This is a genomic window from Bifidobacterium vansinderenii (genome assembly GCF_002234915.1).
In the GTDB taxonomy this organism is placed as follows: domain Bacteria; phylum Actinomycetota; class Actinomycetes; order Actinomycetales; family Bifidobacteriaceae; genus Galliscardovia; species Galliscardovia vansinderenii.
On sequence record NZ_NEWD01000012.1, the window covers coordinates 1 to 15924 of the forward strand.

The window sequence follows — 15924 nt, forward strand, 5'->3', positions numbered from 1 at the left end:
ATGATTAAGGCCGAAGCCCCTATCATCAAAAAGTTCGGCGAGCCCGATAAGCCCAAGAAGGATAAAGACAAAACCCTGAAGGAGTTGTTCAACGATGCTTGGAACGCAGAGCAGAAACTGATCGATGAGGCGTCGGCCACAAGTCAACAGTAAAAAAAGGTTTTATACTTAGCGTTTGACTTCAACACGTTTCTCGCATCACAACTAACACACCGCAAAATCTCCATGGCAGTTTTTCGCCATGGAGATTTTTTCATTGCACAATACAACTGTCCCAAACAAGAAAGGATTTGATTGGATAAGAATACAGAAAATTCCGTAAGCCCGCGTACACGCACTATTGCCCTCGGCATTGGAGCAGCAATTGGTTTCTTTATCACTATCCTACTTTTTGTAGGTATGGCCCATAATTCAATTGCGGGTTACCTTGTTCAACTCGTACCGACCATCGTGCAATTCGCTGCGCTTGCCTCATTTGCTGCAAAAGAAACACAGCCACAAAGGTTTAAAATAAACAAAAACCTTTTTTCCTGGCTGGCATATGGCGCCACTGGTTATGCTCTTGCTTCTTTTATTACAAAAGGTATAGCCCCACTCTCATTCCACAAAAAGATTGATGTAGGCTACCTTCTCCTCTGTCTTCTATTTATTCTGTTTCTCTTCTTCCTGCGCTGGAACGAAACATCCAAGACAAGAAGACACCGGCAACCAAGACAAGAAAACTAGTAGCAAGAACAACTAGTAGTCGAAAGCGTCGGTTCGGTCTCGTGCTTCAGAGCCGAACCACACCACCGAACGAGCGGAATTCTCGCAAATACATGACAAAAAGGCCGGTGGCTGACGTGGTGCCAGCACCGGCCTTTGCGTTGTAGAACTACAGCGCGAATGGTGTTCGCGCTATGGGCCGCATCAGGCGCGAAGGGCGCGCTTGGTGGAGCGGGACTTCAGGAACACGGTTCCGGCGGCAGCGGCGAGAATCACGCCGACCGCGGAGAACAGGATCGTGCCCGCAGCACCGGTCAGAGGCAGCTGGGTGATGGACTTGACGTTCTTGACCGTCACACCGCTATTCACATCACCATCCACAAGACTCCAAGTATCCAGCGTGTTGACATCGTAGGAAGTAACCTGACCCTGATCATTGATGGTCACAGTGAAGGACGGCAGAGCGGTCTGCAGGTAACCTTCGGCAGCCTTGATCTCCTCGACCGTGTACGTGCCAGCAGTCAGACCCTGAACCTGCACGGTACCAAGGTTGTCACCACTCACGAACAGACCGGCAGCCTTACGCTGCGCGTCATCAGCGGGAATGTTATCCTTGCCAGGCTTGGTGTCGGTCCAAGTCCAGTTGTTGTTGGAGTACTGACCATACTTACCTTCACTGTTCTTCACCACAAACACGGCACCGCTAACCTTGGCATTGTTGGCATCGACCTTCTTGAAGGTGAAACCACCCTTGTGAGTCTCCACAGAACCGCTCTTAGCATCAATGGTTCCTTCAGAGAGAGCACCAAGAGCATTCTGAATAGCCGGATCGGCATTCTCGATCTTAGTACCGGCAAGGAACGGACCGTTGGCCTTCCACACCAGCTTGCTATCAACGGTATCCGTAATAGTCAAGTCGCCGCTCTTATCAACGATCAGGTACAGGCCAGCACTGTCAAAAGTAAATGTCAGGGTCTTGCCCTCATTGGAGGCGACAGGCGTGACACCAGTCGTAGCGGAATCCTTCAGGGCATTGACAAAGCCTTTGGTCTGGTCAGCCGTCCACGAACCGGACGTGGTGCCGAGCCACTGCCACGGATCGCTGCCGTTCTTGGTAGCGTCATAACCGGCAGCCGCGAATGCGGCATTGGCAGCATCACCGGTAAGACCGTTAACCAGCTTTACACCAGTTCCGGCGACCTTCTCATAACCCGCAAGCTTCACGTAATCGAACGTACGCAGATTCGACTGCAGGTTCGTCGTATCAACAGTCTGGGTGTAGAACTGCTGAGCGTCAGTCGCAGTAACAGTGATCGTCTTATTGTTCTCGAAGCTCACCTCAGCCGCGCTGGCGGTGGTGGCGCCGAGGGCGAGGCCGCTGAGCAGCGTGGCGGCTGCGGCGAGGCCGGCGAACAGTTTCCTCATCTTCATGAGAGAACCCTTCTTTCTTTTCCTTTGATTGGTTACTGGTTTCTGCTGTCGCGGAGGGGGAACTGGCGCTCCGCGATCCGCAAATCTTTGGGGTGAGTGGGACGGGCGCCCTCCCTCAGTCCGACTTTGTCGGACAGCTCCCTCCCTGGGAGGGAGCACGCAGGGGGTTGGGCTTCCCGCTCAATTCCGAGCCGGCTACATGATGGCGGCCTTTCGGCGGCGGTATTCGGCCACGATGGCGGCGACCAAAGCCGCGACTCCGGCGAGCGCTCCGCCGGCAATCAGCCAGCTGCGCGCCGACCATCCGCCCGTGAACGGCAGCACCGAGATCATCCGCGCATTGCCGATCGCGTTGGCGGGAGCGCCGTTGCCGGTCACGATGCCGTCACCGGAAAGGGTGATCGAACTTTCGGTCGCGCCGATCGTGAAGTCGAACGTCTTGTCGGTCTTCGCGTAGCCGTCGGGAGCCTTGGTCTCGGTCAGGCGATACTTACCGGGCAGCAGCTTCTCGACCGCCAATCTACCCTTGCTCGTATCGACATCAGCGAGACCGTTCTTCGGCGTAGTGCACGAGCCAGGCTGACAGTCCACGACCGCCCACGACTTGTCACCAACCGGGTTGTCGGAATCATCGAGCTGCGTGATCGTCCACTCGGACCCGCCAAGCAGGGTCGCCGCACTGTCCTTATCGACCTTGGACCACGCGAAACGGGTCGGCTTGTTCGCGAACTCGCCAGTCACACCATCGTTCCACGCGACAGTCCTGTTGCCTGAAGCATCGATGCCAAGCGTGAACGTATACGTACGGTCCGTCTTCCAGTACTTGTCGGGCGCCTGGGTTTCGGTAAGCGTGTAGTCGCCGTCCGGGAACACCCAGCTTCCGTCAGCATTGGTGAGCTTGATGTCGAGGGCGAACTTGCCCTCCGCATCGTTCGTATCCGCCCCGGCGTCCGACGAGCACGTCCCCGACTTCGTGCAGTCCGTGATGTTCTCGTACTTCAGCCCGTCGGGTCCAGTCAAGGTCCACTGGCTACCAGCGATGGGCTTGTTGCCATCGTCGGTCTTCGTCCACTCGAGCTTGCCATCGACCGGCTTGTTGCCGATGATGCGCTGCGCGTTCTGCGAGCCATCACCGGACAGGTTGTCATCCCGATTGCCCTTCGAGTCCGTCTTGGGCGAGCCTGGAGCGTATTCGAGGTTCGGTTCCTTCGGGATCTCCTTGCTGTCCGATGTGACCGCGACGATCGTGAACGTGTACTCGTTTTCGGTCTTCTGGTAGCCGTTCGGCGCGGTCTTCTCCGTAAGCGTGTACTTACCGGGGGCAAGATTGTCGAGGCTGATGCCGCCCATGTCCGGGTCGTTGTCCCTGCGACCGTTGTCCACGATATCGACCGTCCACGTCTGCGAGTCGTCGGTTGCGGACGCGACCTTCCAGCAGTCCGCATCGGTCGCACCCGTTGTCTGACAGTCGGTGGGACGCATGTCGTCGTCGTTGTACGGGGTCAGCCATTTCTTCTGATTGTCCTTGCCGAGCGTGACAGACAGGGTCCACGTGGACGACGTCGTCACCGGTTCGGCCGGATCCGCTGATGAGTCGACCTTCTGCCAGCTCATCGAATACGGGGTATCGAACACGACCACGCCGTTCGAGCCAAAACCGCCGCCGGACATACGCGAACGATTGCCGTCGATGGTGATCTGCGCCGACTTCTTCGCGTTCTCCTTCAACGCGTTCGCCTGACTCTCACTGCCATTCACAGTGGCCTTGAACGCCACGCCCGTCTGGTACGCGCCGGGCGTGGAATCCTTGGTAAGGGCGATCAGCCCTTCCTTCTGCACTTCGGTGGATGGATGCAGGGTGGTGCTGGCCAGAACGGACTGGCCACGATCGCCACCCAGCCACGAGTCCTTGAAACCGGAGGACTCCCGCAGCGGCGTGTTGTCCCAGTGCCAGGTCACGGCGTCCTCGTTTCGGTCCGTGAACCACGTGTTCATCAGCAGGAACTGATTATCGCCCAGAGTTTTCGCCTGAGGGTTCATGATCGCCAAGTCCGCACCGGCGTACGTGACCTCCGCGCCGTTCTCCTTCGGAGCGTTATCCGTATTCGCATCAAGATCCGGATTCACCGAGTTGCCGAACAGGGCGATGTTACCGCCCTTCGATGCGGTCGAGTTGCCCGACGGACAGAACCACAGACCGCCACCGAAATGACCGGCCGTGTTCCCGAACGCGACCGTCTTGCCCACATACGCGGTCGTGGACTCCTCCGTATAGATCGCACCACCTAGATAGCCCGACGTGTTGCCCTCGTATGTGCCGCCCGTGATGGTCGCGGTGGACCTCATCATCAGGAAGACGGCGCCACCGGCACCACCACGCTCGATCTGTTCCTTGGCATCACCCGACGGGCGGCGAATCATGGCCCAGTTGTTCCGGAACACCGGCTTCGAGCCATCCGCCCCGTTCTTTATGTACAGAGTGCCACGGGCCCAGATTGCGCCACCGCCCGAATACAGTTCCGACGACTTCTCCCCGTTGCCGTCGAACAGCACGTTGCCACGCACCGTCAGCACGCCTTGATTCCGGGCATCGTCCTCGTTCATGTACACGACACCACCACCGTTGCGTTGGGTGTCGCACGCGGCATGGGACTTCAACGAGCAATCGCCCGCGTCCTGCACGTTGTTCTTGAATACGATCTACTTGCCGGCCGTTCCACTGATCGTGATCCTGCCGTTGCCATGGCTGTGGATGACACCGCCATTACCGCCGTTCACCGCGCTGTTGTTTTCGAACGTGCCGCCATTAATCGTCAGCGAGGCGCCATTGGTCCCGTACAGCACACCACCACCGGACGTTGAACTATTCCCCCGGCTATCGGCACCCGTGCTCTTGTTGCCAGAGAACTTACCACCATTGATGGTTGTGGACCCGGATGTTTGGTAAACCACGCCACCGTCTTCTGCGATATTCTCCGAGAACGCACCGCCATTGATCGTAAGCGCGCCCTCATTCAACGCGACCGTTCCCTTGCCTCCCCTCAGACCAGTGAACGTACCGCCATTGATGGTCACCGTACCGTAGGAGTGCATGAGCGGACCATGCGTTTCCCCGTCCTTCGGGTGCGTGAACGTGAGCATGTTCCCGCCCTTGTCGGGGTCCACGCCCTGCACGCCGATGGTCAGGATGGTCAGAGAGTCATCGCCTTTCTGAGGCCAGAGCATCGAGCCCGTGCCCGTCCACGTGATCGTATGCATCGCCTGTCCGTCGGACACAATCGTGATCGGACAATCAATCTGCGCACTGGCACTGGATAAATCACCCGGATTCACCGTGATGTCACTGGTGACGGTCACGGTACGTGACGCAGTTGAGCCGCCACACGTCAACGCTGTCGCCAAGCTGGCCGCATCAGAAGCCGTGTACGATGCAGCATCGGCCGCGGTGGATACGGGATCATCCGCGTAGGCGACGCCCACGGCGAGCGGGCCCATCGCCACCACCGCAATCACAGCCGCGATCTTCGCGGCAAACGTGCGGGTACGAAAATGTGAGATAGAACGCTTCACATGAGGATCTTGGATATCGGATCCCATATATTGAGAACCAACCGGTCGGTTACCGAAGAGAGTTCGCAACCCCTTGAAGGGCACCTTTTTACCCCCTTCTCTTTCGGGGGTGTCGTCGCGGCGACGCCACGCACCGTTTCGCATCAGCGCAAGTCCTTACGTAACTCTCTATCACTTCACAAGCGTCGGCCCACACCCGATCCTCTCTCGAGTTTGAAAATTACGACATCAGACAAATGCAGTAATTCCAACGCTTTGCACATTTATCCTATAGCGGCATCACGTTTGCCAAAGAAGAGTGGCGACCACATCCAACTTCCCGCGACGACAATCTCACATCCGTTACCCCCCCCCCCGAATCAGACGACACAACGGGGGTCGAAGTCGCGCATAACCACCCGAAATACCTACTAAAACGGGGGCTATGCAAGATTTGGCAATCGACTTGCAAGATTCCATAATTACAAATCAGTCACTTTTGATCGCGCACAATCAGGTCATTATCAAACATTTTTTATGTTAAATATATTCACGGATTCATCACAGAAAAATCGTATATTCTGCTACCGGATGAGAACGTTCTCACCGTTGCAAATCAGCCAATCCGCTTCCCCGTTCGACGCCCACCACAACACTGGACTACCCTTGGAACCATGGGCTCGAAGATTCGCACACGCCGCATCAGGGGAAGTCACGGCGCGCACATACGGCACACCGCGGCATCACTACGCGCCAACACGCGCACAATCCCGTCGCTCGCCGGAGCCGTGGACCCGCGCACCGCATCCGAACGCGCCGCGGGCTGGATCTGGCCCATCCTCATGGCACTGTTCGGCGGACTGCTGCGATTCATCCGACTCGGACAGCCGCAGGCCGTGGTGTTCGACGAGACCTACTACGTCAAGGACGCGTGGACCATGCTCAACACGGGTGAACCACGCGACTGGCCCGCCACGATCGGCGGCATCAAAATAGACGATCTTTTCGCCGCCGGGCATAACCTCACCGACTGGCTGCCCGTGGCCGAATACGTGGTGCATCCGCCGTTCGGCAAATGGTGCATAGCGCTGGGACTGCAGCTGTTCGGCGGCGCGGCCAACCCATTCGCCTGGCGCGTATCCACCGCCGTGGCCGGCACGCTCGCCATCCTGATCCTGTGCCGCGTGGTGCTGCGCATCTTCCGATCGCTGCCGATGGCACTCATCGCCGGATTCCTCATGTCCATCGACGGCATGGGCATTACGCTCAGCCGCACCGGACTGCTCGACAACTTCATCATGGTGCTCGCGCTCGGTGCATTCTGCTGCATGCTCGCCCATCGCGACTGGGCGAACCGGCGCCTCGCCGCAGCCTACCGACGGCAGTCACGCCGCCGTCATGCCAAATGGATACCCGTGGTGCCGTGGCGGACGCGGCTGAATGGGGACGCGGGGGATGCGAGCGCGGCCGGCGGCAACGGACGTGTCGGGGACGGCAACGGTCCGAACGGCAAGGCCTCCGACGAATTCGACCCCGACGCCACCCAGACCATGCCGCCCATCCGGTTCATCCTCGACTCCACCGGACCGGTTATCGCGTTCTCCTGGTGGCGTCTCGCCGCGGCGATCCTGCTTGGACTTGCCACCGGAGTCAAATGGTCCGGCGCCTACTTCTTCGCCGTGTTCTGCCTGATCAGCGTGTTCTGGGATGCGTGGCTGCGTCGGCAGAACGGCTTCCGCGCATGGTTCGTCACCGGACTGTGGAAGGACGGCATTCTCGCCGCGCTCTACATGGTGCCCGTGTACATCGCCACGTACCTCGCCACATGGATCGGCTGGTTCATCCACCCCGATTCATACATGCACGACTGGGCGCGTACGAACCCCGGCAAGGGCGTCACGTGGCTGCCGGAGGGGCTGCGGTCGTTCGTGCAGTATCACATCCAGATGTGGCAGTTTCACACCACGCTCGACGCGCCGCATGACTACAAGGCGAACCCGCTCACCTGGCCCATCCAGCAGCGGCCCACCAGCTTCTACTGGCGTGAGCTTGCCGGACATCCGGGCTTCTGCTCGCTGCGGCCGAACGAGACCTGCGTGGCGGCGGTCACCTCGCTTGGCAATCCGCTCATCTGGTGGCTCGGCACGGTGTGCGTGGTGCTCGGCGTGATCGTGGCCACGGTGGCCAAGGGCGGCGACTGGCGCATCTGGGCGGTGCTCGCGGGATTCCTCGGCGGCTGGCTGCCGTGGGCGCAGTATCTCAACCGCACCACGTTCACGTTCTATGCGATCGTGATCCTGCCGTGGATCATTCTCGGATTCATCTACGTGGCCGACTGGCTGCACGGGCTGTTCGACGCGTTCTCGTTCTGGTGGGTGATGGGCGGCGTGCTCGTGATCATCACGCTCGTGTCGGTGTTCTTCTACCCGATCTGGACGGCGATCCCGGTGCCGTATTCGTTCTGGCTGTCGCACATGTGGTTCGACAGTTGGATATAGGCGAGGAGATATAGGCGAAGGGGTCTTGGAAAGACGGCCGTGAGACGCCCGAAGGACTGCGGCCGGGGCCGGGGGCACGCGAGGTCAAAAGCCCCTTCTGGCGGGTCTTTGCCTCGTTGCGCCATTATGGTTTTCGGTCGTATTTTCTGACCTCTAATCCCAGCGAAGGAAGTAGTGCAGTATGGGACTCGGCAATGTTTCGGAACGACGCAGCCAGCCGCCGCAGGTGGGCGTATCCGTGGTGATTCTTGCGCTCGGGGAGGATTGCGGGGATTCCTGCGGGAATTCCGGAGAACGGCAGGGACGAGACGGCGGAAATCACAACCGCCTCTGGCTGCCGCTGGTCCGCCGCGTCCGGCAGCCGTTCCAAGGCATGTGGGCCCTGCCGGGCGGAGATCTGCGCGCCGACCGCACGCTCGAGCAGGCGGCCTACGCGGCACTGGAATCCACCACCGATCTGCATCCGCGGTACCTCGAGCAGCTGTACACCTTCGGCGGACCCACGCGGTCGCACGGCGGACTGCCCATGGTTTCGATCGTGTACTGGGCGCTCGCGGGACGGGCTGAGGCGCGCGAGCTCAAGGCCGGAGACAACGTGCAGTGGTTCCCGGAGAACGAACTGCCCGAGCTGGCATTCGATCATAGGGAGATCATCAACTACGCGCTGCAGAGGCTGCGCACCAAGATCGAATACCCGCTCGTGGCCACGCGGCTCGTGGGCGAGGAGTTCACGCTCGCGCAGCTGCATGGCGTGTATGAGGCGATTACCGGGGAGACGATCGATCTGGCGAACTTCCGGCGCAAGATGCTTGCCTCCGGGCAGCTTGAGGCCACGGGCAACAAGCAACGCGAGGGACGGCACCGGCCGGCCGCCACGTACCGGTATATGCCGGAGGAGGGCGCCGGGGACTCGGTTGGAGGTTTCGCAAGTGCCGGAACCGGGAACGCCGGGGACACGAGCGGAGTCACGGGGGCGAGGCGTCCGACCGACTTGGGCCTGAGTGCCGGTGTCGAAACCGGTGGCGAAGTCGAAGGCGAGATAGGAGTCGGAACCAAGGGCGAACAGTCTGGCTCACATGCCTCCGGGGCAGCCGCAAATAAGCGCTGGGATGGCACGACGCCGGGGCCGACTGCTGCCGGAGCCGGAGCAGGGACGGAGCACCTTGATCGGGAGGACCCGCTCGCAGCACTCGTGCCTTCGCGGCGCTGACGTATTGGCCCGGTTTCGCCTGCACTCCTTCCGGATTTCCGGCTCCGAATGCGAATCGGCGGTATTCGCCACCTCGTATTCGGACCTATCTTCGAGTTGGGACGTTAATTGGCGGCCTTGCAGAGATCTATCCATGGATTTGGAGGCCCTTTGCCAGGTAGAAACGGCGAGAGAGCACTCCCTAGAAGTTCGGTTTCCATAGTTTTTCATCAAAACCTAGCTATGCCGCATTGATGTTGCACCACTCTGGGGCATACGGCGATTCCGGCTACTTGAAGAAGGACCTCCAAATCGAGGGATAGAGATTTGCATGACTGCTCAAGAACCTCCAAATCGGGGGATAGATCCTTTTCAGACGGCAAAACGCTCTCGGAGGACCGCGATCCGGTTCAATCGCGCATTCGAATGGAGAAATCGGGCCGCTCAGGTGAAACTCAAACCGGGCTTGTCTCCCCGGATCCTGGGCTAACTGCGCTTCGCTAGGCGGTTCGCGGAACCAGCCGATACCTAACCTCGCTTCCTTAGGTGCTTCTCAAACTAGAGGAACCGCACCAAACGTGAATCCCGCATCCGTGCAGACAGCTTTTCCCGGAAAGCTATCTGCCATGGCCGCCATCCTTTCAGGGTCTACTTTTTGGAGTGCCTAGGGAAGCGCAGTTAGACATCTGCATGCCCCGGCAAGCACCTAGCGAGGGGAGGATATCCTTCGTCCACCATCGGCGAGAGGCCTCGCCAGCTCTGCTCAACCGCACGCCCCGACAGTTTGTGCGAAAGTGTTCGATTTATGCGGGACTTGTGCGTATAGGAAACGCCACGAACCCCCGTCTTACCGCTGCTGCTAGGGTGTGGTAGTGGTTCGCGGGACCGCGGAAATTTAACCGCCCACACCCGCAGATCGGGGATGCCGGCAACGCCCGCAACACCCATGAAAGAACCCAAGAACCTAAGAATCACGAGACGCGCCACGGCGGGTGCCACGGCGCCAGAGCGAATAGAGCGGCAGGAAACAGTACAGCATGGCTTTTGTCAATTTCATCCTTGAACTCCTGAAGGATCCGCGCGCGGCGATCGCGGCCTGGATCGCCATGGGCCCCGGAGTGGCCTGCGGATTCATCTTCCTCATCGTCTTCATCGAGACCGGCGTGGTGTTCTTCCCGTTCCTGCCCGGCGACTCCCTGCTCTTCGCGGCCGGCGTGTTCGCCGCCCCCGACGCCGTCACCGGCCAGTCTGCGCTGCCGCTGGGCATGCTGCTGCCCGTGGTGTGGTGCGCCCCGATCATCGGCGACCAGTGCAACTACTTCATCGGCCACTTCTTCGGCCGCCGCATCATCAAGTCCGGCAAGGTGAAGGCCATGACCCCGGAGCGCATCGCCAAGACCGAGGCCATGATCGACAAGTGGGGCCCGCTCGCCGTGTTCCTGGGCCGCTTCTTCCCCTTCATCCGTACGTTCATGCCGTTCATCTCCGGCATCTCCGGCATGCGCTGGAGCCGCTTCACCCCGTTCTCGGTACTCGGCGGCCTGACCTGGTCCTCCCTGTTCACGTTCCTCGGCTACTTCTTCGGCAACATTCCGGCCGTGCAGAAGCACTTCGAGCTGGTGATCGTGCTGATCCTGCTCGTGTCGCTGCTGCCGACCGTGATCGGCCTGCTCAAGGCCAAGTTCGGCAAGAAGAAGGAGATCGCCACCGAAGGCGCCGCAACCAGCGCCGAGGCCATCGACGCCGCCGAGTTCAGCGACTCCACCCCGCATCACGCGGCGTGATTGAACGCGGATTGCCACAATCGGTGTGTAATTGTGAATCTTTCCCACAGAAGGATTCACAACCGGAAAGGCACCGGCGCCCAATCCCTCCCTCAGACCGACTGCGTCGGCCAGCGTCCCGCAAGAACGGACGGCCTGCGGCCGGCCTTCCTTCCGGTTCGTCTGTCGGCTCACCTGAGTCCTAAAAACGCCGCCGGCGTTTTCCTGACGGACTCAGCCTTCCATGGAGGGAGCACGAGGGGAAAATCGGGACGTTCACTATGCGAACGGTTTGTGAACGTGACACGGGATTGAATTGCGCAAATCCGCGCGCCGTACTATATTAGGGCGAGTTGTCAGATATGGCAGCACGACCTTTGGGGCTATAGCTCAGTTGGTAGAGCGCTTCGTTCGCATCGAAGAGGTCGGGGGTTCGACTCCCCCTAGCTCCACGAAGGCCTTCCGAATTCCACCTCGGAAGGCCTTTTTTCGTATCTGGGGCTACCAACTCGGCATTCGCCTAGCGTCTACTCCGGCCACCCCGAATCCGCTCCGGCCCGCAATAACGCAATAAAAGGCCACGGGCAAGCTCAGCATGGAAGCGGAACCGGCGCTGCGCTGCACCCCTCCCTCAGACCGACTGCGTCGGCCAGCTCCCTCCCTAGGAGGGAGCACACAGGCGAACTTGCCTGCATGCGGTTTCGCCCGTCGTGGGCCAGCCCCTCCCAGGGAGGGAGCACACCGATTGCTTGGCTCGCCCATCGGCATGATCGCCACCAGCCCCTTCCCCAGGAGGGGAGCACACGGATGTCGGTGCCGAACGGCCAAGTACTAGCCTCGACGGCAGGTGGTGGAGCGCATGATCAGCGAGGTGCGCAACATGCTGTGAGGCTCGTGCAGGGTTTCGCCGTGCATAAGCGCGACCGCCTTCTCCGCTGCCATACGGCCCATCATCACCGGGTCCTGATGCAGCGTGGTCAGCTCGGCCATGGAGGAACGGTCGTTGTCGTCGAAGCCGATGATCGCCAGATCCTCGGGCACGCGGATGCCCACGCGGCGCATCGCATAGATCAACGCGATAGCAAAGTCGTCGGTCTCCACGCAGATGGCGGTCGGCCGGTTCGGACGCGAAATGATACGGTTCGCGGTCTCCGAGACGGCGTCCTGGAAGCTGCGGAACTTGCTGGAGTCGCGCCCCTCGAACAGCGCCAGATTCTTCTCCTCGTACCCCATCTCGCGCGCGGCGTCCATGAATGCGCCGGAACGCAGCTTGGCACTGAACAGGAAGTCGGGGTTGTCGGGCATTTCCACGAATCCGATGCGCTCATGACCGAGCGAGTGCAGCAGCTGCACGGCCTGATGCATGGAGTCGGCGTCGTCCACGCGCACGGTGGCGCTATACCCGCCGATGGCGCGCGCGTCGAGGCCCACGGACGGAATCGTAAGATCCTCAAGAATGCCCACCTGGGCGTTGTCGAGCATGATGGACACGACGATCATGCCGTCAAGATTGCGGTTGCCGGGCAGTCGCTCGAAGAAGCGCTGCATGTCGGCCTGCGTGCGCACGATCATCGGCACCAGGTCGTACCCGGCCTCACTGAGCACCTCGTAGGCGCCTTCGAGCGCGGCGGAGTTGAACCACGTGTTGAGCGTATCGGTGAACACCATGGTCACACGCATGGTCTTGCCGCTGGCCAGCGACGACGCGCTGCGCGACAGCGTGAAATGCAGGCGGTTGGCGACCTCCTGCACGTGGGCGCGCGTCTTGGCGCTCACTCGTCCGGTGCCGCGCAACGCACGCGATACCGTGGATTCGGAGACTCCGGCCTGTTCCGCCACTTCCTTGAGACTCGCCACGCCCCCACTCCTTTATGCTCGATGTCGTATACGCAGGACTTCCCGGCCACCCAATTATTCAAACGAATTATTCAAACGCTTGTTCCGCTCGAAATACACGGATGAACCGCAAACAAGCATAGGCGTGCGCAAGTGATTTGCGCAAGTCGGCAACCGTGCGCAATCTCACGTCATGCATAACGTCGCAGGCAACGCCGAGCATAGCGCCACGCACAATGCCGAACACGATACTAACGTTTGCATACATAAAGGCAACAACACGACGTACCGCTTGCGTATCAATTGCGCAAGCGCTAGCATAATAGTGCGCGTTTTACTGACACATGCAACGAAGGAGTTCATATGGTCGACAAATCCCTCTTCTCACTTAAGGCACTCGGCACCGCCCCCGCCATGAACCCCGCCGCAACACTCGGCGGCGAGACGGAAGGCAAGCAGTGGCGCATCGGCATCATCACCGAATCGCTCGTCCGCTTCGAATGGTCCGACTCCGGCAAGTTCGTGGACGCGCCCACGCAGACCGCGTTCGTGCGCGACTTCCAGACCGCGTACGGCGACAACCTGCCGCAGTTCTCGGCGATCGAGCGCGACGGCTGGCTGGAGATCGACACCCCGCACCTGCACATCTCGTACAACCAGAAGCCGTTCACCAAGGAAGGCCTGTACGTCACCGTCAAGGGCGTGAAGTCCACCGACAACACGTGGCATTACGGCGACGAGCAGACGCACAACCTCGGCGGCACCGCACGCACGCTCGACATGGTGAACGGCCGCACGCCCGTCGGCCCCGGCGTGATCAACACCGACGGCTGGGCGATGATCGACGATTCGCAGTCCAATATCATCGTCGAGGCCAGCGAGGTGAACGGCCACGAGAACCCGTTCGGCACGTGGGTCACGCCGAAGAGCGAGCCCACCGAGGACTTCTACGTGTTCGGCTACGGTCACCGCTACCGCGAGGCCGTGCACGACTTCTACAAGCTCACCGGCCCCACTCCCCTGCTGCCGCGCTTCGTGCTGGGCAACTGGTGGAGCCGCTACCACCGTTACACCGAGGCCGAGTATCAGGAGCTCGTCACGCGGTTCGAGAAGGAGGGCATCCCGTTCACCACGGCCGTGATCGACATGGACTGGCATCTGGTGGACGCGGTGGATCCGAAGTACGGTTCCGGCTGGACCGGCTACACGTGGAACAAGGAGTTCTTCCCCGACCCGCAGCGCTTCCTGCACTGGCTGCACGACCATGGCATGAAGACCACGCTGAACGTGCATCCGCGCGACGGCGTGCGCGCGTTCGAGGAGCTGTATCCCGAGGTGGCCGAGGCCGTGGGCATCGATCCGAAGACCGGCGAGGCCGTGCAGTTCGATCTGACCGATCCGACGTTCATGAACGCGTACTTCGACAAGCTGCATCATCCGATGGAGGATGAGGGCGTCGACTTCTGGTGGCTGGACTGGCAGCAGGGCGGCGTGACCCGTCAGCGCGGGCTCGACCCGCTGTGGATGCTCAACCATCTGCATTACCTGGATTCGGCGCGCGCTGACGCCAGCCGTAGCGGTGAGGGCGACGATCCGGCGCAGCGCATGGATGCCCGTCCGCTCACGTTCTCGCGCTACGCCGGCCCGGGCTCGCACCGCTACCCGATCGGCTTCTCCGGCGACACCGTGGTGACGTGGGAGTCGCTGAAGTTCCAGCCCGAATTCACCGCCACGGCGAGCAACATCGGCTACGGCTGGTGGAGCCACGACATCGGCGGCCACATGTTCGGCTACCGTGACGAGGAGCTGGAGGCACGTTGGTACCAGCTCGGCACGTTCAGCCCGATCAACCGTCTGCATTCCACCGATTCTCCGTTCAACGGCAAGGAGCCGTGGAACTTCCACACCGAGGTGCGCGACGCGATGACCGCCACGCTGCGTCTGCGTCACGCGCTGATCCCGTACCTGTACACGATGAACTGGCGTGCGGCCGAGGACGGCGAGCCGATCGTGCAGCCGCTGTACTGGGATTACCCGGAGATCCGCGACGCGTACAAGCTGGTCGACGAGTTCCGTTTCGGCACCGAGCTGCTGGTCGCGCCGATCGTCTCCCCCGCCGACCGCGACGTGCAGATGGCCAAGGCCGACGTGTGGCTGCCGCAGGGCACGTGGTTCGACTTCTTCACCGGACGCCATTACGTGTCCCGTCCGGCCGATGGTCGTCGCCTGGAGGCATGGCGCGGTCTCGACGGCGTGCCGGTGTTCGCCAAGGCTGGCGCGATCGTACCGCTGCAGGAGGAGACGGAGGGCACCGCGCTGAACTCCGTGGCCAACCCGTCCGCTCTGCGCGTGGTCGTGTTCCCCGGCGCGAACGGCGAGTTCACGATGGTGGAGGACGACGGTGCGGTGGAGTCCGCCGTACGCAAGGCCACCACGGCGTTCACGTGGAACGTGGGTGCCGGTGCCGGTCAGACGGCTGCGTTCACGATCGGCGCGGCTCAGGGCGCGACCGACGTGGTGCCCGGCGAGCGCACGTGGACGGTAGTGTTCCGTGGCGTGAAGGAGTCCGCGGTGGCGGTGTCCGTCGATGGTTCGGCGTCGATCGAGGCCCGCACGTCGTATGATCCGGAGACGCTGAGCCTGGTGGTGGAGCTGCCTGCCGTGAGCACGACGGAGTCGGTCACGCTTACGCTGACCGACGGTCTTGCCGTGGCGGACAACCCGACGTCCGACGATGTGTTCCGTATTCTCAAGGACGCGCAGATGTACTACCTGACCAAGGAGAAGGCCAAGGCGCTGATCGACGATCTGGGTGTGGCCGCGCTGCCGGGTCTCGCCACGCTCGAAGACATGCACGGCGTGGACGAGAGCCGTTTCAACGACTCCCACATGCCGCAGTCGGTGATCCAGGCCCTCACCGAGGTGCTGACGCGGGAGTAGCCGATGCTCATCG

Annotated in this window: 8 protein-coding genes, 1 tRNA gene and 1 pseudogene; 6 read left to right on the plus strand and 4 right to left on the minus strand. The window is 60.9% G+C overall.

Going from position 1 to position 15924, the window contains the following annotated elements:
• The first annotated feature begins 294 nt into the window (after positions 1-294).
• Positions 295-726: a hypothetical protein gene (locus tag Tam10B_RS12915; RefSeq protein ID WP_143248554.1), complete on the plus strand. Its 432-nt coding sequence runs from the start codon at positions 295-297 to the stop codon at positions 724-726.
• A gap of 183 nt (positions 727-909) precedes the next feature.
• On the opposite strand, the gene Tam10B_RS05555 is transcribed toward Tam10B_RS12915, so the two are convergent.
• The 3 genes from Tam10B_RS05555 to Tam10B_RS05565 form a co-directional block, all read right to left on the minus strand.
• Positions 910-2136 carry a SpaA isopeptide-forming pilin-related protein gene (locus Tam10B_RS05555; RefSeq protein ID WP_198947539.1) on the minus strand — a complete coding sequence of 409 codons (1227 nt, stop codon included), beginning with the start codon at positions 2134-2136 and terminating at the stop codon, positions 910-912.
• A gap of 195 nt (positions 2137-2331) precedes the next feature.
• A complete protein-coding gene (locus tag Tam10B_RS05560; RefSeq protein WP_143248555.1) occupies positions 2332-4740 on the minus strand; it encodes an MSCRAMM family protein in 2409 nt (802 codons plus the stop codon).
• 96 nt (positions 4741-4836) lie between these two features.
• Entirely contained in the window at positions 4837-5850 is a 1014-nt protein-coding gene (locus tag Tam10B_RS05565; protein ID WP_093960273.1) for a hypothetical protein, read from the minus strand.
• Positions 5851-6359: 509 nt separating this feature from the next.
• Here Tam10B_RS05565 and Tam10B_RS05570 point away from each other — a divergent pair.
• From Tam10B_RS05570 to Tam10B_RS05585, 4 genes and pseudogenes are all read left to right on the plus strand, one after another.
• Entirely contained in the window at positions 6360-8183 is a 1824-nt protein-coding gene (locus Tam10B_RS05570) for a dolichyl-phosphate-mannose--protein mannosyltransferase (RefSeq protein ID WP_143248556.1), read from the plus strand.
• A gap of 181 nt (positions 8184-8364) precedes the next feature.
• Positions 8365-9078: pseudogene (locus tag Tam10B_RS05575) on the plus strand (NUDIX hydrolase); the annotation flags it as partial.
• A 1331-nt stretch (positions 9079-10409) separates the two neighbouring features.
• Positions 10410-11156 carry a DedA family protein gene (locus tag Tam10B_RS05580; protein ID WP_093960274.1) on the plus strand — a complete coding sequence of 249 codons (747 nt, stop codon included), beginning with the start codon at positions 10410-10412 and terminating at the stop codon, positions 11154-11156.
• A gap of 358 nt (positions 11157-11514) precedes the next feature.
• Positions 11515-11587: transfer RNA gene (locus Tam10B_RS05585), tRNA-Ala, on the plus strand.
• A 379-nt stretch (positions 11588-11966) separates the two neighbouring features.
• Here the strand turns inward: Tam10B_RS05585 and Tam10B_RS05590 are convergent.
• Positions 11967-12992 carry a LacI family DNA-binding transcriptional regulator gene (locus Tam10B_RS05590; RefSeq protein ID WP_093960275.1) on the minus strand — a complete coding sequence of 342 codons (1026 nt, stop codon included), beginning with the start codon at positions 12990-12992 and terminating at the stop codon, positions 11967-11969.
• 342 nt (positions 12993-13334) lie between these two features.
• On the opposite strand from Tam10B_RS05590, the gene Tam10B_RS05595 reads away from it, so the two are divergent.
• On the plus strand, positions 13335-15911 hold the full coding sequence (locus Tam10B_RS05595) for a glycoside hydrolase family 31 protein (protein ID WP_093960276.1): 2577 nt from the start codon (positions 13335-13337) through the stop codon (positions 15909-15911).
• Positions 15912-15924: the final 13 nt, after the last annotated feature.

Bases quoted from the DNA above. Each gene is read 5' to 3' on its own strand.
- Tam10B_RS05580 (WP_093960274.1), top strand. From the start codon at position 10,410: ATGGCTTTTGTCAATTTCATCCTTGAACTCCTGAAGGATCCGCGCGCG.
- Tam10B_RS05565 (WP_093960273.1), bottom strand. From the start codon at position 5,850: ATGCGAAACGGTGCGTGGCGTCGCCGCGACGACACCCCCGAAAGAGAA.
- Tam10B_RS05560 (WP_143248555.1), bottom strand. From the start codon at position 4,740: ATGAACGAGGACGATGCCCGGAATCAAGGCGTGCTGACGGTGCGTGGC.
- Tam10B_RS05570 (WP_143248556.1), top strand. From the start codon at position 6,360: ATGGGCTCGAAGATTCGCACACGCCGCATCAGGGGAAGTCACGGCGCG.
- Tam10B_RS05595 (WP_093960276.1), top strand. From the start codon at position 13,335: ATGGTCGACAAATCCCTCTTCTCACTTAAGGCACTCGGCACCGCCCCC.
- Tam10B_RS05555 (WP_198947539.1), bottom strand. From the start codon at position 2,136: ATGAAGATGAGGAAACTGTTCGCCGGCCTCGCCGCAGCCGCCACGCTG.